This is a genomic window from Actinoallomurus rhizosphaericola (genome assembly GCF_024055675.1).
Classification (GTDB): domain Bacteria; phylum Actinomycetota; class Actinomycetes; order Streptosporangiales; family Streptosporangiaceae; genus Actinoallomurus; species Actinoallomurus soli.
The window spans coordinates 228083-246634 of record NZ_JAMXMW010000004.1; the positions used below are offsets into that span (position 1 = coordinate 228083).

The 18552-nt window shown below is 71.4% G+C and carries 14 protein-coding genes and 1 riboswitch; of the genes, 6 read left to right on the plus strand and 8 right to left on the minus strand.

Going from position 1 to position 18552, the window contains the following annotated elements:
• Nucleotides 1-49 precede the first annotated feature (49 nt).
• Complete coding sequence (locus tag NE234_RS12310; RefSeq protein ID WP_252779078.1) at nucleotides 50-685, plus strand: TetR/AcrR family transcriptional regulator; 636 nt, start codon at nucleotides 50-52, stop codon at nucleotides 683-685.
• 18 nt (nucleotides 686-703) lie between these two features.
• On the opposite strand, the gene NE234_RS12315 is transcribed toward NE234_RS12310, so the two are convergent.
• Nucleotides 704-1333, minus strand: a complete 630-nt coding sequence (locus NE234_RS12315) for a nucleoside/nucleotide kinase family protein (protein ID WP_252779079.1) — start codon at nucleotides 1331-1333, stop codon at nucleotides 704-706.
• A 256-nt stretch (nucleotides 1334-1589) separates the two neighbouring features.
• Between NE234_RS12315 and NE234_RS12320 the strand changes: the two genes are divergently transcribed.
• Nucleotides 1590-3176 carry a S53 family peptidase gene (locus NE234_RS12320; RefSeq protein ID WP_252779080.1) on the plus strand — a complete coding sequence of 529 codons (1587 nt, stop codon included), beginning with the start codon at nucleotides 1590-1592 and terminating at the stop codon, nucleotides 3174-3176.
• Nucleotides 3177-3264: 88 nt separating this feature from the next.
• Here NE234_RS12320 and NE234_RS12325 read toward each other — a convergent pair whose 3' ends face one another.
• The 6 genes from NE234_RS12325 to NE234_RS12350 all read right to left on the minus strand — a co-directional run bounded on the left by NE234_RS12325 (nucleotide 3265) and on the right by NE234_RS12350 (nucleotide 8984).
• Nucleotides 3265-4131 (minus strand): class I SAM-dependent methyltransferase, encoded by an 867-nt coding sequence (locus tag NE234_RS12325; protein WP_252779081.1) that lies wholly within the window; start codon nucleotides 4129-4131, stop codon nucleotides 3265-3267.
• 69 nt (nucleotides 4132-4200) lie between these two features.
• The gene (locus tag NE234_RS12330; RefSeq protein ID WP_252779082.1) at nucleotides 4201-4914 is read right to left on the minus strand and encodes an alpha/beta hydrolase; all 714 of its coding nucleotides are present in this window, start codon (nucleotides 4912-4914) and stop codon (nucleotides 4201-4203) included.
• A gap of 125 nt (nucleotides 4915-5039) precedes the next feature.
• Entirely contained in the window at nucleotides 5040-5675 is a 636-nt protein-coding gene (locus NE234_RS12335; RefSeq protein WP_252779083.1) for a TetR/AcrR family transcriptional regulator, read from the minus strand.
• Nucleotides 5676-5742: 67 nt separating this feature from the next.
• Entirely contained in the window at nucleotides 5743-6192 is a 450-nt protein-coding gene (locus tag NE234_RS12340) for a PH domain-containing protein (RefSeq protein ID WP_252779084.1), read from the minus strand.
• 117 nt (nucleotides 6193-6309) lie between these two features.
• Nucleotides 6310-7530 (minus strand): NRAMP family divalent metal transporter, encoded by a 1221-nt coding sequence (locus NE234_RS12345; RefSeq protein ID WP_252779085.1) that lies wholly within the window; start codon nucleotides 7528-7530, stop codon nucleotides 6310-6312.
• A 104-nt stretch (nucleotides 7531-7634) separates the two neighbouring features.
• Nucleotides 7635-8984: a magnesium transporter MgtE N-terminal domain-containing protein gene (locus NE234_RS12350; protein ID WP_252779086.1), complete on the minus strand. Its 1350-nt coding sequence runs from the start codon at nucleotides 8982-8984 to the stop codon at nucleotides 7635-7637.
• Between the two features lie 309 nt (nucleotides 8985-9293).
• Nucleotides 9294-9468, minus strand: a riboswitch (M-box (ykoK) riboswitch).
• 105 nt (nucleotides 9469-9573) lie between these two features.
• Here NE234_RS12350 and NE234_RS12355 point away from each other — a divergent pair.
• Nucleotides 9574-9783, plus strand: coding sequence for a hypothetical protein (locus tag NE234_RS12355; protein WP_252779087.1), 210 nt, complete (start codon nucleotides 9574-9576; stop codon nucleotides 9781-9783).
• 21 nt (nucleotides 9784-9804) lie between these two features.
• Here the strand turns inward: NE234_RS12355 and NE234_RS12360 are convergent, their stop codons facing one another.
• A complete protein-coding gene (locus NE234_RS12360; RefSeq protein ID WP_252779088.1) occupies nucleotides 9805-10548 on the minus strand; it encodes an MgtC/SapB family protein in 744 nt (247 codons plus the stop codon).
• A 271-nt stretch (nucleotides 10549-10819) separates the two neighbouring features.
• Here NE234_RS12360 and NE234_RS12365 point away from each other — a divergent pair, with 271 nt between their 5' ends.
• From NE234_RS12365 to NE234_RS12375, 3 genes are all read left to right on the plus strand, one after another.
• A complete protein-coding gene (locus NE234_RS12365; protein WP_252779089.1) occupies nucleotides 10820-11398 on the plus strand; it encodes a hypothetical protein in 579 nt (192 codons plus the stop codon).
• A 24-nt stretch (nucleotides 11399-11422) separates the two neighbouring features.
• Nucleotides 11423-13498, plus strand: coding sequence for a flotillin family protein (locus tag NE234_RS12370; RefSeq protein WP_252779090.1), 2076 nt, complete (start codon nucleotides 11423-11425; stop codon nucleotides 13496-13498).
• A gap of 104 nt (nucleotides 13499-13602) precedes the next feature.
• Nucleotides 13603-18543, plus strand: a complete 4941-nt coding sequence (locus NE234_RS12375; RefSeq protein WP_252779091.1) for a DNA repair ATPase — start codon at nucleotides 13603-13605, stop codon at nucleotides 18541-18543.
• The last annotated feature ends 9 nt before the right edge of the window (nucleotides 18544-18552 follow it).

The window sequence follows — 18552 nt, forward strand, 5'->3', positions numbered from 1 at the left end:
GAACGGGGCCGTTCCGTCGTTCCATGACGAAGAGTAGACACGGCGATCGATGGAACGCAACCGTTCCGTCCTGTCTATACTGTGCGGCATGCCACGCAAGCGCGAGCCGGCCGGCGCCGCCGTCCTCCAGGAGTCCGTCACCAGTGCGATCACCACCGCGCTGTTCGACGAGCTGGCCGAGACCGGATACGCGCGCATGTCCGTCGACGCGGTGGCCCGGCGGGCCGGTGTCGGCAAGGCCGCCGTGTACCGCCGCTGGCCGTCCAAGCAGGCCATGCTGCTCGACCTGCTCGATACGGCGGTGCGCCGGAACGTACCGGAGGTGCCGGATTCCGGGTCTTTGGCCGGCGATGTGCGCGGCTTCCTCGATGTGATCGTCGCGCAGGTCGCTGATCCGCGGATCAAGCGGATCGCGCTGGACATGGCGGCCGAGACCACGCGCAGTCCCGAACTCGGTGCCGCGCTCCGCGAGACGGTGGCCGGACCACGCCGCGCCGCTGCCGCCACCGTGCTGAGCCGGGGGATCGAACGCGGCGAACTGCCCGCCGACATCGACCGCGAACTCGGCCTCGACCTGCTGATCTCGCCGCTGCTGGGGCGCCTGCTGCTGATCGGGGGACCGGTCGACGACGCCTATCTGACCCGGCTGACCACGGTCATCGTCGCCGGCCTCACCTCGGCGTGATGGCCGCCGGCCCTCGGGTCAGGGCTGTTCTATGAGGGCCGGGTGTCTCGGGTCGTCGACGCGGACGACGACGTCGGCGATCAGCGCCGGCCGGGTCTCGTCCTCGTACCGCTCGTACGCGGGCAGGGTCCATTTCTCGTCCGGTCCGGTGCGGCGGGCCAGTGCCGCTCGGGACATCGACAGGTGGACCGCGTGGTCCAGCGGCAGGCCCCGGCCGAGGAGGAGCGCGCCGTCGAGCAGGAGCACGCCGCCCGGCGCCAGCGTCACGTACGAGGCGCGGGTGGCCCGGTCGACGGCGCTGTCCCAGAGGGTGGGCAGCACCCGGCCGGAGCCGCCGGGGTCGAGCGGGCCGAGCACCTCGCGGACCAGGCCGCCCTCGTCGAGCCAGTCCGTGTAGAAGGCGTCCGGGTCCTCCCGGCCGTACTCAAAACGGAGCGAGGCCGGTCGGAGGAAGTCGCCGGCCGAGACGCGCAGGACGTCGCGGCCGCGCAGCCGGAGGGGGTCCACCAGTGCGTCCGCGAGGTCTCCCGGCCGGGCAGGTGGCGCACCGTCGATCGCGACCCGCGCCCACGACGCTTCGGGGAGGGTCGCGATCCGGTCGGCGAGTTCTTCGACCAGGAGGGACGGTGAGATGGGCCGGGCACGCACCTGACCATCCTCCCAGGGGCGATCGAACGCCTGCTCGGCGGACGCCGTGCCGCGTTTCGCTCGGAGAACGCCCAGTTCAACGCCGTTAAGTCACGTAATGTCACCCATTCACCACGGAAAACGTTACCAAATCGGAATTTCATTAGCACTCGTAACTTCTGGCGCATTAGGGCGTATACCAGCACAATTACCGCTGCTTGCCGCAGCGGTGAGGTTCCGGCGACCCACCGGCAAGCAAGATTGATGAGGTGAATTCGTGCGCATACGTTCCGTAGCCGCGGCGGTTGCCGGTGCGGGGGCGCTGGTGGCGTCCGCATTCGCACCGGCGGTCGACGTCGCGGCACAGGCCGGCGGCGGCATGGTGCCGCAGGCGGTGCACGTGCCCATGACTCCTGACCTGGTCACCACGACCAAGCAGGCCTCCACGGCGTGCACGCTGCCCGACGGCGGAAACGTCTCGTACTACCACTGCTACACCCCGCAGCAGATCCGTTCGGCGTACGGCGTCAGCGGTATCCCGTCGATCTCCGTCGGCGGGAAGACGGTGCCCAACCGCGGGCAGGGTCAGACGATCGTCCTCGTCGACGCGTACGGCAGCCCGACCGCCGCGGCCGACCTGCAGCGCTTCCACGACGCGTTCTTCCCCGACCTGCCGAACCCGGACTTCACCCAGAAGTTCCCCCAGGGCGACCCGCAGTACAAAGATGCGAACGGACAGGGTCTGTCCGGCAGTTCCGGCGCGGCCGGCTGGTCCGGGGAGGCGACGCTCGACATCGAGTGGGCGTACGCGGTGGCTCCCGAGGCGCACATCGTCCTGGTGGCGGTTCCGCCGGCGGAGACGTTGGGCGTGCAGGGCTTCCCGAACCTGTTCAAGGCGATCTCCGACGAGGTCGACGCGGAACCGGCCGGCACGGTGTTCTCCATGTCGTTCGGGGTCACCGAGGAGACCTTCGGGGGCGCGGCGGCCACGCAGACCGCCAAGTTCGACGAGGTCTTCAAGAAGGGCCTGGCCAAGCACGACAACTTCTTCGCGTCGTCCGGTGACGACGGCACCTCGGGCGCGGCGAAGCAGCAGCACGAGGGCGCGACCTACCCGCAGCCGACCGTCGGCTGGCCGGCCAGTTCCCCGTACGTCGTGTCGGTCGGCGGCACCCAGTTGCAGTACGGCTGGACCTGGGACCCGTCCGACAACGCGCCGCGTACCTCCACCGGGGCCCGCAACCCGGACTACTGGAAGTGGACCGACGGCGGGAATTCCGAGGCGGCGTGGAACGAGTCGTTCGGGCCGATCGGCACCGGCGGCGGCGCCAGCAGCGTCTACGCGCGGCCGGACTGGCAGAAGAACGTCGCCACCGGCTACGGCGACCACCGGCTCGTCCCCGACACCTCGTGGAACGCCGCGGTCAACGGCGGCGTGGAGGTGTACATCTCCGCGTACCCGGACTACAACTGCGGCAACTCCACTGGCTGCTGGACCATCTACGGCGGCACCTCGGCGGCGAGCCCGCAGACCGCGGCCCTGGTGGCACTGGTGAACGCCGCTCGTGGTTCGGCGGGCAAGCAGCCGATCGGGTTCCTCGACCCGATCCTCTACTCGGGGCTCGGCTCGACCGCCTACACCGACATCGTCCCCCAGCACTACGGCGACGCTCCCAAGGGCTTCGACGGCAGTGACGTCGGGGTCGACGGCACGGTGTCCAAGTCGGCGGGCGACATCGTGGACAACCAGATGTGGGGTGTCCCGACCGCCGGTTACCCGACGACGACCGGCTATGACCTGACGACCGGATGGGGCGTCCCGAAGGGGACCGCGCTCGTGCCCGCCCTGACGGCCATGCCGTAGTCGCGGGATCGACTCCTCGCCCGGAGAGTCCGGGCGGCCGAGCCCTCGTCGGCGGTCCGCCGCCGACGAGGGCTCATTCCATGAAAGATCAGCGCGCCCGTACGAGGACGGTCGCGTGGGTCAGGAGGCTCAGGCCCGAAGGGCGGATGGAGTCGGTCCGCTTCCACAGCCCGGCGTCGATCGCGTCGGACGGGCGTGCGTGCCCGACGAGGCCGAAGCCGTGCTCTTCCAGCAGCGCGGACAGGTCCTCGGGGGCGAAGAGGCTCAGCCACGGCTCCCCGCGCTCGGCGGCCACCGAGGAGACCGCCTCGGCGTACGCCTGGCCCTCGGCGTCCCGCAGTCCGGCGGGGAGCATGGAGTCGGTCACGATCTCCGTACCCGGGGCGAAGCGGCCGATCTCGGCCAGCGTGCCGGCGATGGCCTCCCGGGTCAGGTACATCGTCACGCCGAGCCAGCTGACGAAGGCGGGCCGGGACGGGTCGAATCCCGCCTCGGCGAGCGCCTCGGACAGGACCGCGGTCTCGAAGTCGACGGGGACGAACGTCACCGTGCCGGGAAGGGCGAGGTCCGACTCCTCCAGCCGCTCGCGCTTCCACTCCTGGGTGCCGGGGTGGTCGACCTCGAAGACGCGAAGGCCGCCCGTGCCGGAGCGGTACGCGAACGTGTCGAGGCCGGCGCCCAGGATGACGTACTGCGTAACGCCGCGGGCCTCGGCCTCGGCGAGGCGGTCCTCGGTGTACCGGCTCCGTACCGTCGCCATCGATCTCGCCTCGGCGAGGATGGGGTGGTCGCCGTGGAGACGGTGGTAGCGGACGAGGTTCTCGGCCTCGTCTCCGAGAAGTGTGTACGCGAGGGTGTCGGCGAAGATCCGCGGCTCGTCGTCGACGATGAGATGGGCCGCGCGTGCCGCCGCGGCCATGAGTGCGGTCTGGCTGGGCTTTCCGTCATTATCCACGAGACGGAACCATATATGTGCTTTTCCCTAGCATACCACAAATCGGCAATTAATAAAAGGCTTCCGGAATTACATCTCGCTACCATTTCCGGTCGCCGGCCGGTCGTGTCGCAGGTAGTCGACCAGGCGGTCCGCCAGCTCGCCGGGGCGGCTGAGCATGACCATGTGGCCGCCGTCGATCTCGTCGGGGACGATGCCGAGGCGCTCTTTCACGACCCGGCGCATGAATGCGGCGGGGAACAGACGGTCGCCCCGGCAGAGCAGGAATTCCGTCGGCACGCGCGGCCACGCGGGCAGTGGCCATGGCTCTTTCCCCGGCGTCTCCGACTGGCCGCGCGGATGCTCGCGCATCTCGGCGACCAGATGCGCCGGAACGTCGTGGTAGTAGACCGGGTCGAAGCCGTGGTCCTCCTCCGGGGGCCCGTGGTGTCCGGCCGCCTCGCGCATCGCCTGGGCGTGCCCGGTGGCGGTCCACCAGTCGCCGGGGGCCTCGCCGGGGGAGGGGACCATCGCCGTGAGCATCACCAGGAGATCGACCGGCACGCGCTCGCAGACGAGTGGCGCGGTGAAGCCGCCGAACGAGTGCGCCACCACGATCAGGCCGGTGCGGTCGCCGATCTGCTCGACCACGGCGTCGGCGTAGTCGGCGAGCCCGGCCGCGTCGTCCTCGGCGGGCAGCTCCACGTTCACGGCGTCGTGGCCGCGCCCGCGCAACTCGGCCATGAGCGGCTGCCAGTACCACGAGTCGCACCCCGCGCCGGGGATCAGGACGAAGGTCGCCATGTCGGGGAGTCCTCTCGTCGGGACGGATGGGACATCCTGTGCTGACCGCCCGGCCGCGCGGAACTCATCGGGGTCTCGCGGCGCACATCGGACCGACCTCGCGAACGGCCCGATGTCCGGGGGCTTCAGTGCGCGCGAAGGCGTCCGACCGGCTCGGTCGGCGGGTCGCCGGCCGGCAGCCCGTACATCGTGAAGAGCCGGTGGCGGACCGCCGCCAGCGGGTAGGTCCCCGGATAGACCGCCATCTTGAAGATCACGCCCTCCAGGACGCTGCGGAACATCACCTCTTCGAGGGCCGGGTCCTCGGCGCCGCGGTCGGCGAAGATCTGCCGGAGGCGGTCCTCGAACCGCTCGATGACATCCGCCTTCGCCGACTCCACCTTGACGAAGATCTCGCGGCTCGCGGGCTGGAGCATCAGGCAGAGCACGAGCCGCTGCACTCCGAGCGTCTCCCGCGCCATCGTCAGGGTGCGGTCGATCACACCGGCGAGCCGCTGGTCCGCGGTGACCTCCCCGTCGGCCGGGTCGGTGCCCGCGAGGAGCCCGTCGAGCGCCTGGCCGAGCAGCTCGTGGAGCAGCTCCTCCTTCGCCGGGAAGTAGTACGACACAAGGCCCCGGGCGACGCCCGCGCGCTCGGCGATCTGGGAGATCGTGGCGCCTTCGTACCCGCGCTCGGCGAACAACGTCAGGGCCGCCTCCAGGATCCGGCGACGGGACTGCTCGCGCAGCTCCTGGTTGGCGCGGGCCGAACGTGGCGACAAGCGGACCCCCGGGCATCGATGACGGACACACCATTGTCCCGCCGCCTGCCGCCTCCCGGTGCGCCGGTCAGTGCCGTACCCGTCCGTTGATCGCGCCGACCAGGTTCGTGACGCCGCCCTTGTCGGCCGACTCGAGCGCGAGGTCCGTGCCGCCGGCGAAGGTGATCACGAAGTTGTGGACCTTGACCGAGATCTGCGCCCGGCCGGACTCGGTGACCCGGGCGCCGGCGATCTGCTGCAGGGGGACCTCCGCGACCAGGTCCTTCGCCCGGCCGAGCATCGACTGCTCGAACAGCAGGAGTCTCCGGTCGGTCACCGCGATGTTCATCTTCGGGGGCAGCCCGCCGTCGGCGGCGACGTCGACGAAGCGGATGCCGACGACGTTCTGCAGCGCGGCGTAGTAGCCCTCGCGTTTCAGGGTGCCCGGCAGGTTCGCCATGCAGCTGGCGGCGAGCCTCTCATCGGGGCCAAGGATCTTCGACGCGGCCTTCTTGACGGCCCAGTCACGCGCGGCCATGCGCGGCTCCTCTCGTGGGGAAGGATGTTGACTGTACAGCCAGCCAGTAATCGCGGCGACGGAGAAGACCCTCTGTGTCCTATGTCACGCGCCTTCAGGCCGAGGCGCTCTCCCGGGTCATGCGATGCCGAACCAGCCGAGCACGGTGATGATCAGCGCGGTCGCCGCCATGATCGCCACCACGGCGACGCAGATCGTGGCGATGAGGTGGTAGACGGGTCCGTTGGCGGCGTCTCCGAGCAGCCGCTTGCGGCCCGCGAGGACCAGGACGTAGGTGAGCAGGATCGGGGTGATGATGCCGTTCAGGAGCTGGGCGTTGATCAGCAGGCGGATGAGGTTCCCGGGGATGAGGGCGATGGCGGCGCCGATGAAGATCTGGGCGGTGAACAGGCCGAGGAACAGGGGCGCTTCGCGGAATCGGCGGCCGACGCTGCGTTCGACCCCGGCGGCCTCGCTGATGGCGTAGGCGGTCGACAGCGGGACGACGGCGGCGGCCAGCGCGGAGGCGCCGAGCAGGCCGAGGGCGAACAGCTGCTCGGCGAAGCGGCCGGCGACCGGCGCCAGCGCGTGTGCGGCCTGGGCGGCGGTGTCCAGTGGGGCGCGGGTGTGGATGGCGGCGGCGGTCGCGATGATGATGAACATGCTGATCAGGTCGGCGAAGATCGCGCCACCGACGGTGTCGATGCGTTCGGCCCGGTAGTCGGCGGGGCCGATCCCTTTGTCGGCGACGGCTCCGGCGACATAGAACTGCATGTACGGGGTGATGGTGGTGCCGATCAGGGCGACCGTCAGCAGCAGGAAGGCCTTGGTGCCGAGCAGGTGCGGCCAGATCGTCTGGCTCGCGGCCTTCCCGAGCTCGGGATGGGCCAGGGCGGCGGCGATCGGGTAGGACAAGAACGCCAGCGACAGGATCAGGAACAGTCGTTCGGCGTAGCGGTAGGAGCCGAAGACCACCAGGGCCCAGATCACCACGGCGGCGATCGGGATTGAGACGTACCGGCCGACGCCGACCAGGTCCAAGGCGGCGGCGATGCCGGCGAACTCGGAGACGACCAGGCCGACGTTGGCGGCCAGGAACGCCACGAGCGCGAACGCGGTGACCCGGATGGAGAACTGCTCGCGGATCAGCGAGCCCAGCCCTTCGCCGGTGTAGGCGCCGAGCCGGGCGCACATCTCCTGCACGACCACGAGGCCGACCGTGACCAGCAGCATGACGAACAGGGTGCGGTAGCCGAACTGCGCGCCGGCCGAGGCGTAGGTGGCGATCCCGCCGGCGTCGTTGCCGGCGTTCGCGGCGATCAGCCCGGGCCCGGCGAACGCCAGCGCGGTGATCAGCATCCGCCGCGGGCTCCTGCGGGGCCGGTTCCCCCCGGTCGGGGCGGCCCGGCCGGCGGGCGTGTGGAGGCCGGGGCCGCTTGCGGAGGGTGCGGTGTGCCGGGCGGTCATGACAGCACCCGGGGGAAGTGGAAGCGGCCCCGTTCGGGCAGCAGCATGTCGACCACGTCATCGGCCAGGATCCGCCCGAGGGGGCGTTCCTCCTCGTCGACGACCAGCACCGACAGGCGGCGTGACTCGGCGAGCCGGGTCGCGACCTCGGCCGGGCCCGCCTCGGGCCGGAGGGTGATCGGCCAGGGCGGGCCGACCAGCTCTCCCAGCGTGGTCCCCGGATCGGCGAGCAGCAGCTCGCCGAGGATGACGTCGTCCAGCAGGCGGCCGTTCTCGTCGACCACCGCGACGGCGTCGATGTCGGCGATGTGCACGCCTTCGGCCGCCAGCAGGTCACGGACCTGTGCGACGGTCTGCTCGGGCCGCACCCGGATCATCGTCGTGGTCATCAACCCGCCCGCGCAGTCCTCCTGCCGGGCGAGCAGGTCGCGCACCGCCGACCTGGTCTGCTCGGGGAGCCGGGCGAGCAGGAGCGAGCGCCGCTCGGCGTCCAGGTCGCGGAGGGCGTCCGCGGCCTCGTCGGGCTCCATCCGGGCCACCAACCCGGCGGCCTGGCCGGGATCGGCCTCGGTCAGCAGTTCTTCCAGCTGGTCGGGGCGCATCTCCTCCAGGGCGTCGGCGGCGTGGTCGGGGCCGACCAGGTCGAGCAGTTCACGGCGCTCGGGGCGGCCCAGGTCCTCCAGGAGGTCGGCCAGTTCGGCGGGGTGCAGGCGGCGGAGTTCCGCGCGGGGGGCCGCCAGCCGGGCTCCGCCCCGGCCCGCCGGTCTGCCGAACGCCTGCACGTCCGACCAGTCGATCACCTGCTCCGGGACGGCACGCCTGCGCCAGCGGGCGGGGCCCAGGCGGCGTGCCAGAGCGCCGAGCCCGGTGTCCATGCCCACCAGCCGCAACCGGCCCTCGACCGGTGTCAGGTACAGGTCGGACGGGCGCACCACCCGTACGCCCTCGATGTCGACGAGCTGGTGGTCCAGTACGTGGGTCGCCAAGGCGACCTCACCGGGGCGTTCCTCGAACTCCCGCAGGTCGAGACGTGCGCTGCGCAACGTGACGGCCTGCGGCTCCACTCGATCCACGACCTCGTACGGCACCCACGAGCGGCGCCGGCCGACCTGGACGACCAGGCCCGTCACCGCCGGATACGTCTCGCGGCCGTTCCAGCGGGCGACCAGATCGACCAGCCGGCCGATCTGCTGGCCGGCCTGGTTGACCACCGGCCGGCCCACCAGCCCGGCCAGCGGGATCAGCGCCTGGCGCACCGAACGCGTCCGGGTCAGGCGGCCGTTGCGCTGCCCGTAGCGCTGCCGTACCGCCCGTGGCACCGCCGCGAGGAGACCCTGGCGCCCCATCACCGGCCCTCGGATCCGACGGGCCGGCGACCGGCGAGGGCCGGTTCCTGTTCGACCATGACGAACGACTCCCCCCATGGTCCCGTTCCGGGACCATCAAGGGCGCGCGTCAGCCGCTTCCCGCCTGGCGGCCATGCCCGATCGGGAAGCGCTACCGCGCACCGGAACGAATGCGGGACACGCCGTGAAGGGGCTGATCTCGCCCCGGACTACTGCCGGACATGTCCTCACCTCCGCCCGGTCCAGGCAGCGTGCGTCCACACGCCGCCGCGTCCATGACAGGGTGCCGCCCGTCGGGCCACGCTCCGCACCCCTCCGCGTCTCGTAAGAGCTTTGGCACTGCCCGGCGTATCCCTCCCATCGAGGGAAGCCACTTGGCCTGTCCCCTTAAGCCGGGGAGAGGTGTCCTGACCCTGGGCGTCTCTCGACGTCGTGGGGTCAGCGGCCTGTATCCGGACAGACGCCTCACCTAACGAGGTGCCTGCTTGCCCAAAGCGTAAGTCGCCACCCGCAAGTGCGACAACCTGCCCCATACATCGTTAGCCCAGCGATAACCCTGCCTATACGGAGGCGGCGTGACGATGAGGTCATGGCCCTCCCGACGGCGGCGATCGCGGCGGCGGCCGTCGAGGTCCGGCTCGCCACGCCGGCCGTCACCGCGCGCTCCGTCGCCCGGGCCGTGGTCGCTCACTTCCCGCACTACAGTCACCAGGCCGCCACCATCGGCCTCGGCATCCTGGCCACCGTGATCATCGCGGCCGTCATCGCGGCCATCCGCACCAACCGGCGACGCCGCTGACGGTGGTTTCGTCCGGTGCCCTTACGCCAGCCCGGCCGCCGGATCGTCGACGGTGTGCCAGTGCACCCCCTGGATGCCCGGCTCCAGGGACAGCCGGGCGATGAGTTGTTCGAGCCGGGCCGGCGCGTCTCCGGGGGCGCGTACGTCGGCCGACAGTTGCACCGTCGCGGCCTCGTCCGCGGGGGTCTGGCCGGGTGCCGCTTCGAGGCGCCGGGTGTGCAGGCCGCACAGGATGACCTGGTCGCCGGTGGTGTGCTGGACCAGCAATGCCCGGATGTGGATCTCGGCGGTGGCGCTGCAGGTCACGTGCAGCTGATAGGGGCGCAGGTCCTCCTCCTCGCCCGGGACGTCATGGTCGATCAATCGGCCGAGCGGCCGCCCCAGAGTGTGCACGGCCAGGATCGTGACGGTGGCGATCGCGGCGAACCCGGGGCACCCGGCGGCGGCCAGCACCCCCACGGCGGCCGAGCACCACAACGTCGCCGCCGTGTTCAGGCCACGGACGTTGAATCCGTCCCGCAGGATCACCCCACCACCGAGGAAGCCGATACCGGACACGACATAGGAAGCGACCCGGGTCGGGCTGCCGGCATCACCGACGGCGACCGAGTACAGCACGAACAGGGTGGATCCAACGGCGACCAGCGCGTTGGTGCGCAACCCGGCCATCCGGGCCCGCCACTGCCGTTCCGCGCCGATCAGGGCTCCACACCCCAGCCCCACCGCCAGGCGCACACCGAACTCCGCCCCCGACAAGGCGTGCACCACACGCCACCCCCGATCCCCCAGGTCGGCCCGTCGGCGAATACTCCATCAGCCACCCGGCCATTCCTGCGACCGACCCGCCGACCGACCGCCCGGACGGGTAACGGGGAGGGCTTGTGTGTCCTATGCCACGCATCCACCGGAGGGAGATGCGGTACGGTGCTTTGCGCGGCGAACGTATTTCGCCGCATAAGCGGTATTCGACCGCTTATGGTGCGCCGGGAAGCCTGGTCGGCAACGTCGATAGGGCCATGCCCGCGGGGAGGCGCCGGTGACCGAATTCACCCACGCGGCGCTCGCCTTTCCGGCCGTCGTTTTCGGCGCCCTCCTGGCCGTCGTCCTCGCCTATTGGCTGCTGGTCGTCATCGGGCTGCTCGACGCGGCCGCGACCATCGTCACGGCGGTGGCGCTGTCGCTGTTCGCGGTGCTCGCGTGGTTCGCCGGCGTGGCCGGGACCGTGCTGCTGCGCCGCGACCACCACACCGGGACCGGACCGGCGATCGGCGTGCTGGCCGCCGCGCTCGTCGCGTCCTTCCTGGTCACCAGGCTGCTGATGCGGCCGCTGCGCTACATGCTCCCCGAAGAGGTGCTGCCCTCGCGGCGCGACTTCGTGGGCCGGATGTGCGTCATCCGCACCAGCCGGGTCGACCTGACGTTCGGCCAGGCGGAGGTGCGCGCCGCCGATGGCTCGGCCGCCGTAATTCAGGTTCGCCAGCACGGGAACCAGCCGGGCGAGGAGATCCTCAAAGCAGGCAGTACCGCATTGATCTTCGACTACGACGCCGACGGCGAGTTCTTCTGGGTGATGCCGTATGACGCCGAGCTCGATCCGCACCGTCGAATCAACTGAATTCCCCCGCGAGAAGGACCACTGATGGACTCCATCGGCATCGCGATCGCCGTGCTCGTCGCCGCGATCTTGATCGTCGCTCTGGGCACCTGGTACCTGTTCAGCCGGCTGTTCCGCAAGGTCGAGCAGGGCCGCGTCCTCATCATCTCCAAGATCAAGAAGGTGGACGTCACGTTCACCGGGGCGATCGTGCTGCCCGTGCTGCACAAGGCCGAGGTGATGGACATCTCGGTGAAGACCATCGAGATCGAGCGCAGCGGCCGGGACGGCCTGATCTGCCGTGACAACATCCGCGCCGACATCAAGATCACTTTCTTCGTCCGGGTCAACAAGACCGTCGAGGACGTCATCCAGGTCGCGCAGGCGATCGGCACCCAGCGGGCCAGCCACGAGGAGACGCTGCAGACGCTCTTCAACGCGAAGTTCTCCGAGGCGCTGAAGACGGTCGGCAAGCAGCTGGACTTCGTGGACCTGTACACGCACCGGCACGAGTTCCGCGACCAGATCGTGGCGCTCATCGGCACCGACCTGAACGGCTACCACCTCGAGGACGCGGCCATCGACCACCTCGAGCAGACGCCGCTGGAGAGCCTCAACCCCACCAACATCCTCGACGCCCAGGGCATCCGGAAGATCACCGAGCTGACCGCCCTGGAGCACGTGCGCACGAACGAGTACCAGCGCAACGAGGAGAAGGAGATCACCCGCCAGAACGTCGACGCGCGGGAGGCCATCCTCGAGCTCGAACGCCGCCAGGCCGAGGCGGAGGTCAAGAAGAAGCGGGAGATCGAGACCGTACGGGCCCGCGAGGAGGCCGAGATCGCCAAGGTCCAGGCCGAGGAGCGGCTGACCTCGCAGATGGCGCACCTGCGCACCGACGAGCAACTGGGCGTCCAGCAGGAGAACCGCAACCGCGAGGTCGCCGTCGCGGAGAAGAACAGGGAACGCGTCATCGCCGTCGAGAACGAGCGGATCGAGAAGGACCGCATGCTCGAGGTGATCGCCCGCGAACGGGAGACCGAGCTGTCCCGCATCGCCAAGGACAAGGAGGTCGAGGCGGAGAAGCGGGAGATCGCCGAGGTCGTCCGCGAGCGGATCGCGGTCGAGAAGACCGTCGCCGAGCAGGAAGAGGGCATCAAGAAGCTCCGGGTCGTCGAGGAGGCCGAGCGCACCCGCCAGGCCGTGATCATCCAGGCCGAGGCCGAGGCGCAGGAGAACCTGGTCAAGGGCATCAAGGCCGCCGAGGCCGCCGAGGAGGCCGCCAAGTTCAAGGCCCGCGAGGAACTGCTGCTGGCCGAGGCGCGGCAGAAGACCTCCGAGCTCGACGCTCAGGCCAAGATCCGGCTCGCCGAGGGCATCCAGGCCGAAGCCGCCGCGGAAGGCCTGGCCGAGGTCCAGGTCCGCGAGCGCGACGCGGAGGCGATCGAGAAGGTCGGCCGCGCCGAGGCCGCCGTCAACCGGGAGAAGGCCCTGGCCGAGGCCGAGGCGATCGAGAAGGCCGGCCGCGCGGCGGCCGTCGCCAACCGCGAGCAGGCCCTCGCCGACGCGGACGGGATCCGCGAGAAGCTCAAGGCCGAGGCGGAGGGCCTCACCGACAAGGCCGCCGGGATGGCCGCGATGGACGACGCCACCCGCGGGCACGAGGAGTACCGCCTGCGGCTGCAGGCCGAGAAGGAGATCCGGCTCGCCGGTCTCGACGTGCAGCGCGAGGTCGCCGAGGCCCAGGCGACGGTCCTCGCCGCCGGCCTGGAGAAGGCCGACATCGACATCGTCGGCGGAGACGGCGCCTTCTTCGACAAGATCGTCGGCGCGATCAGCGTCGGCAAGAGCGTCGACGGGTTCGTCGAGCACTCCGAGGTGGCCCAGGGGCTCGCCGGCCCGTGGCTGAACGGCTCGCGCAGCCTGCCCGACGACCTCGCCCGGCTCGTCGGCTCGATCAAGACCGACGACCTCAAGAACCTCACCCTGTCGGCGCTGCTCATGCAGCGGATCAAGGCCGGCGGCGCCGAGGGCGCCAAGGCCCGCGAGCTGCTCGACCACGCCGAGCGCCTCGGCGTCGCCGACGCCGCGATCTCCAACATGGCCGTGATCGAGCAGTGAGCCGCCGAGCGAGCGGAGTGGGCGGTGAGGTACGAGCCGCCCGCGAAGCGAGTGAGAAGGCGAGCGCGACCATCGAAATCGAGCAGTAGGAACCTGGGAACCACGTGACCGAGGGCGGGGAGACGCCTGCCGGGCCGAGCCTGGACGCGGGCACCTACGAGGTGCTCCGCGCCCGGCTCGGCGAGCAGGCCAAGGAGCTGGTCCGGCGGGCCGAGGCGCTGAACGCCCGGCGGCTGGAGGTGTTCGGCGGCACGGAGCTGCGGCTGGTCGGCACCGAGCGGATCCGTACGGAGCACAACTGCGTGCCGCGCGACATCGCCGCGGTCGGCGGGCTGATGCTGTTCGGCTTCAACGTGTTCATCGGGCTGCGGCCGGAGACGGCCGTCGGCGACGTGTTCGCCCTGTACCGGTTCGTCCGGGACGGCGACGCGTTCCGGTTCGAGGCCACCGAGGGTCCGGAGGGGCTGCTGCGCGAGCCGCGCTTCGAGCGCGACTTCGGCGAGCTGTACCGCTACTACCGCGACACCCGGCTGCTGCAGCTGCGGCGCGTCGACGCGAAGCTGCTGGCGGTCTTCCAGACCGGCCTGGCCGCCGAGCACGACAACCGGGTGCTGCGCTGGACGGTCGGCACCGACGGCACCGCGGTGTACGAGGACAACCTGGGGGAGCAGGACCACGTCTTCCCGCCGCCGTACGACTTCGCGTGGGTGGAGACGACCCGGGACGACCACGTCCTCGGCCGTCACCCGCACATCTCGATCGAGGACGAGGTCTTCGTCGAGACGGTCGGCGGCGACCTCACCGTCAAGATCGAGAACAACACCGAGACCGGCGAGGGCATCTACCGCGAGCCGGTCGACGAGCCGCTGCAGAGCCTGGCCGACGCCGAGGTCGAGTACGCCCGCGTCGGCGCGCTGATCCTCCTGCGGATCCGCCCGTACAAGGAGGAGGCCCGGCGCCACCTCGTCTTCAACACCCGTACGAAGACGGTCGTGCGTCTCGACGGCATCGGGCAGGCCTGCCGGCGGCTGCCGGAGGACCACGGCGTCATCTTCCCCGGCGGCTACTACCTGGTGACCGGCGCGGCCAAGACGTTCGACACGGACGTCGACGGGCTGGAGTACGAGCGGATGATCCGCTCGACCAACGGTGAGGACGTCCTGTACGTCTTCCATGCCCGCGAGGCCGGCCGGTACCTCCTGCTGCCGTACAACGTGATCCGCAAGGAGGTCGCCACCCCGATCTCCTGCCACGGCTACTCGCTGTTCGACGACGGCACGCTCGTCGTCTTCCGCGCCGACTCCGGCGAGCCGACGCGCGTGCACGCGATGCAGGTGTGGCAGACGCCGTACCTGTCGGACGTGTACGCGGCGGCGCAGCCCGCCGGGACCGGGCCGCTGGAGCGGGTCGGCAACGCCGACCTGGTCCGGGGCATCTCCGACTGCCTGTCGGTGGCCCGCATGGTCGAGGAGACGACCCCGTCGGCCGGGGTGTTCGAGGCGCTGATCGCCGGGTGCGAGCGCGCCTTCGACACGTACCACTGGCTCGCCGATCCGGAGCTCGGCGATCTGCGCGTCCCGCTCGCCGACGTACGGGCGACGGCCGGGCAGGTCCTGGAGGAGTTCGAGACCGTCCAGCGGCTCACCGCCCAGGCCGCCGCCGCGCTCGCCGAGACCGACGAGAAGATCACCACGCTGATCCGGCTCACCCGCGGCGACTCACCCGACAGCGCCGACGGCTGGGTGGCCCGGCTGACCGGGCTGCGCCGGGCGCAGGGCCGCCTCGTCACGCTCCGCGACATGCGGTACGCCGACCTGGCGAAGATCGACGAGCTGGCCGAGCGGCTGAGCGGGGAACTGGCCTCGACCGGGCGGCGCGCCGTCGAGTTCCTGCGCGAGTCCGAGGCGTTCACCGCCTACCACGAGGAGATCGACCGGCTGCTCGGCGTGATCGAGGAGATCACCACCACGGCCGAGGCCGTCCCGATCCGCGAGCGGCTCGCCGGGCAGTACGAGGGTCTGGAGGTCGTCACCGACGTCGTCGGCACCCTCGACATCGGCGACGCGACCGTGCGCACCTCGATCCTGGAACGGGTCGGGGAGGTGCTGGCCGGGATCAACCGGGCACAGGCGACCCTCGACGCCCGCCGCCGCGAGCTCCTGGACGCCGAGGGCCGCGCGGCGTACGCGGCCGAGTTCGCGCTGCTCGGGCAGGCCGTCACCGGCGCGCTCGCGATGGCCGACACGCCCGACGCCTGCGACGACCAGCTCGGCCGCGTCATGCTCCAGCTGGAGACCCTCGAGTCGCGGTTCGCAGAGTTCGACGACTTCGTCGCCGAGCTGACCGCCAAGCGCGAGGAGGTCTACGAGGCGTTCTCCGCGCGCAAGCAGACGCTCCTCGACGAACGCGCCCGCCGCGCCGACCGGCTGGCCGAGTCCGCGACCCGCATCCTGACCGGCGTACGCCGCCGGGCCGCCGCGCTCGGCTCGCTCGACGAGATCAACGCCTACTTCGCCGCCGACCCGATGGTGGACAAGGTCCGCTCCGTCGTCGGGCAGCTGCGCGCCGCCGGGGACGCCGTACGCGCCGAGGAGCTCGACGGCCTGCTCAAGACCGCCCGCCAGGAGGCGGGCCGGGCGCTGCGCGACCGCGAGGACCTGTACGAGGACGGCGGCGAGAGCATCCGGCTCGGCGCGCACCGGTTCGCGGTCAACACCCAGCCGATCGACCTGACCCTCGTCCCGCACGAGGGCGGCATGGCCTACGCCGTCACCGGGACGGACTACCGGTCGCCGGTCCGCGACCCGGCGTTCGCGGCGACCCGGCCGTACTGGGAGCAGACGCTCGTCTCCGAGACGCCCGAGGTCTACCGCGCCGAGTACCTCGCGGCTGAGATCATCGCCGGGACGCCCGCCGACGTCCTGCGCCGCGCGGCCGAGGACGGCGGGCTGCCCGCCCTCGTCCGTACCGCCGCCGAGGCCCGCTACGACGAGGGGTACGAGCGCGGCGTGCACGACCACGACGCCGCGCTGATCCTGGAGGCGCTGCTGCGGCTGCGCGCCGAGGCCGGCCTGCTGCGCTACCCGCCGGCCGCCCGCGCCGCCGCCCAGCTGTTCTGGGCGCACGGCGCGGGCGTGGCGTCGCGCCGGTCGTGGACGACCCGGGCCGCGTCGCTGGCCCGCGCCCGCGCGGCGTTCGGCGAGTCCCCGGCGGCGGGGGCGCTGCGCGCCGAGCTGACCGCCGCCGCGCTCGCCTTCCTCACTGGCAACGGCCTGCACGGGCCCGGCGCGGCCACCCGGATTCTGCCGCCCGAGGACACGGGAGAGCTGATCGGGGAGTACCTGTTCGAGGAGCTCGCCGCCGAGCCCGCGGGCTTCGTCACCGGGGCCGGGGCGCGGTCGCTGCTCGACGGCTTCCGTACCGCGCTCGGCGGCTCACCGGGGTACCGCGACGACCTGGCGGCCCTGGCGGAGGACGACCTGGCCGCCCGGCACCAGCTCATCGAGGCGTGGCTCGGCTCGTACCTCGCGACCACCGGCGGCCCGGCCGACGACCTCGCCGAGGCGGTCGCGATCGAGCTGTGCGGCCCGCTCGGCCGTTACGACACGGCCGCCCCGCTGACCGCGACCGTCGAGGGGCTGCTCGGGGCGCACCCCCGGATCAGCGGCCGCCGCCTGGAGCTGCGGCTGGACGAGAGCGTCGCCCGGACCCGGCGGTTCCGCGCCGAACGCGTGCCCGCCTACCGCGCGTACCAGCGCCTGCGCGGCGAGCTGGTCGCCGCCGAACGCGAGCGGCTGCGGCTGGAGGAGTACCGGCCGCGGGTGCTCAGTTCCTTCGTCCGCAACCGGCTGCTGGACGAGGTGTACCTGCCGCTCATCGGCGACGACCTCGCCAAGCAGCTCGGCGCCGCCGGCGACGCCAAGCGCACCGACCAGATGGGCCTGCTGCTGCTCATCTCCCCGCCGGGCTACGGCAAGACGACGCTGATGGAGTACGTCGCGGGCCGCCTCGGCCTGATGTTCGTCAAGGTCAACGGCCCGGCGCTCGGTCCGTCGGTCACCTCCCTCGACCCGGCGGACGCGCCCGACGCGACCTCCCGCCAGGAGGTCGAGAAGATCAACTTCGCCCTGGAGATGGGCAACAACGTGCTGCTGTACCTCGACGACATCCAGCACACCTCGCCGGAGCTGCTGCAGAAGTTCATCTCGCTGTGCGACGCGCAGCGCCGCATCGAGGGCGTCTGGGACGGCCGGACCCGCACGTACGACCTGCGCGGCAAGCGGTTCGCGGTCTGCATGGCCGGCAACCCCTACACCGAGTCCGGGCAGCGGTTCCGCATCCCCGACATGCTGGCCAACCGCGCCGACGTGTGGAACCTCGGCGACGTGCTGTCCGGCCGGGAGGACCTGTTCGCGCTCAGCTACCTGGAGAACGCCCTCACCTCCAACCCCGTGCTCGCGCCGCTGTCCACCCGCGACCGGGCCGACGTCGAGCTGTTCGTACGGCTCGCGCAGGGCGACACGACCGTGTCCCCGGACCGGCTCGCGCACCCGTACTCCGGCCCGGAGGTCGAGCAGATCACCGCGGTGCTGCGCCGGATGCTGCGGGTGCGGGAGGTCGTGCTGGCCGCCAACCGCGCCTACATCGCCTCGGCCGCCCAGGCGGACGCCTCCCGCACCGAGCCGCCGTTCCGGCTTCAGGGCTCGTACCGGAACATGAACCGGCTCGCCGAGCGGATCGTGCCCGTGATGAACGAGGCCGAGCTGGAGGCCGTCATCGATGACCACTACCTCGGCGAGGCCCAGACCCTGGCCTCCGGCGCCGAGGAGAACCTGCTCAAGCTGGCCGAACTGCGCGGCACGCTCACCGCCGAGCGGGCCGAGCGCTGGGCGGCGGTCAAGGCCGCCTACCGGCGCGCGCAGGCCCTCGGCGGCGCCGAGGACGACCCGATGACCCGCGCCGTGGGCGCACTGGGTCTCCTCGCCGACCGCGTCGCCGCCGTGGAGTCCGCCATCACCCGGGCGATTGACGGACCGGCTCGATGATCATGAATA

Excerpts from the sequence above, each read along its gene's own strand:
- NE234_RS12310 (WP_252779078.1), top strand. The coding sequence starts at position 50 with ATGGAACGCAACCGTTCCGTCCTGTCTATACTGTGCGGCATGCCACGC.
- NE234_RS12330 (WP_252779082.1), bottom strand. The coding sequence starts at position 4,914 with ATGGCGACCTTCGTCCTGATCCCCGGCGCGGGGTGCGACTCGTGGTAC.
- NE234_RS12340 (WP_252779084.1), bottom strand. The coding sequence starts at position 6,192 with ATGGCCGCGCGTGACTGGGCCGTCAAGAAGGCCGCGTCGAAGATCCTT.
- NE234_RS12345 (WP_252779085.1), bottom strand. The coding sequence starts at position 7,530 with ATGCTGATCACCGCGCTGGCGTTCGCCGGGCCCGGGCTGATCGCCGCG.
- NE234_RS12350 (WP_252779086.1), bottom strand. The coding sequence starts at position 8,984 with ATGGGGCGCCAGGGTCTCCTCGCGGCGGTGCCACGGGCGGTACGGCAG.
- NE234_RS12355 (WP_252779087.1), top strand. The coding sequence starts at position 9,574 with ATGGCCCTCCCGACGGCGGCGATCGCGGCGGCGGCCGTCGAGGTCCGG.
- NE234_RS12370 (WP_252779090.1), top strand. The coding sequence starts at position 11,423 with ATGGACTCCATCGGCATCGCGATCGCCGTGCTCGTCGCCGCGATCTTG.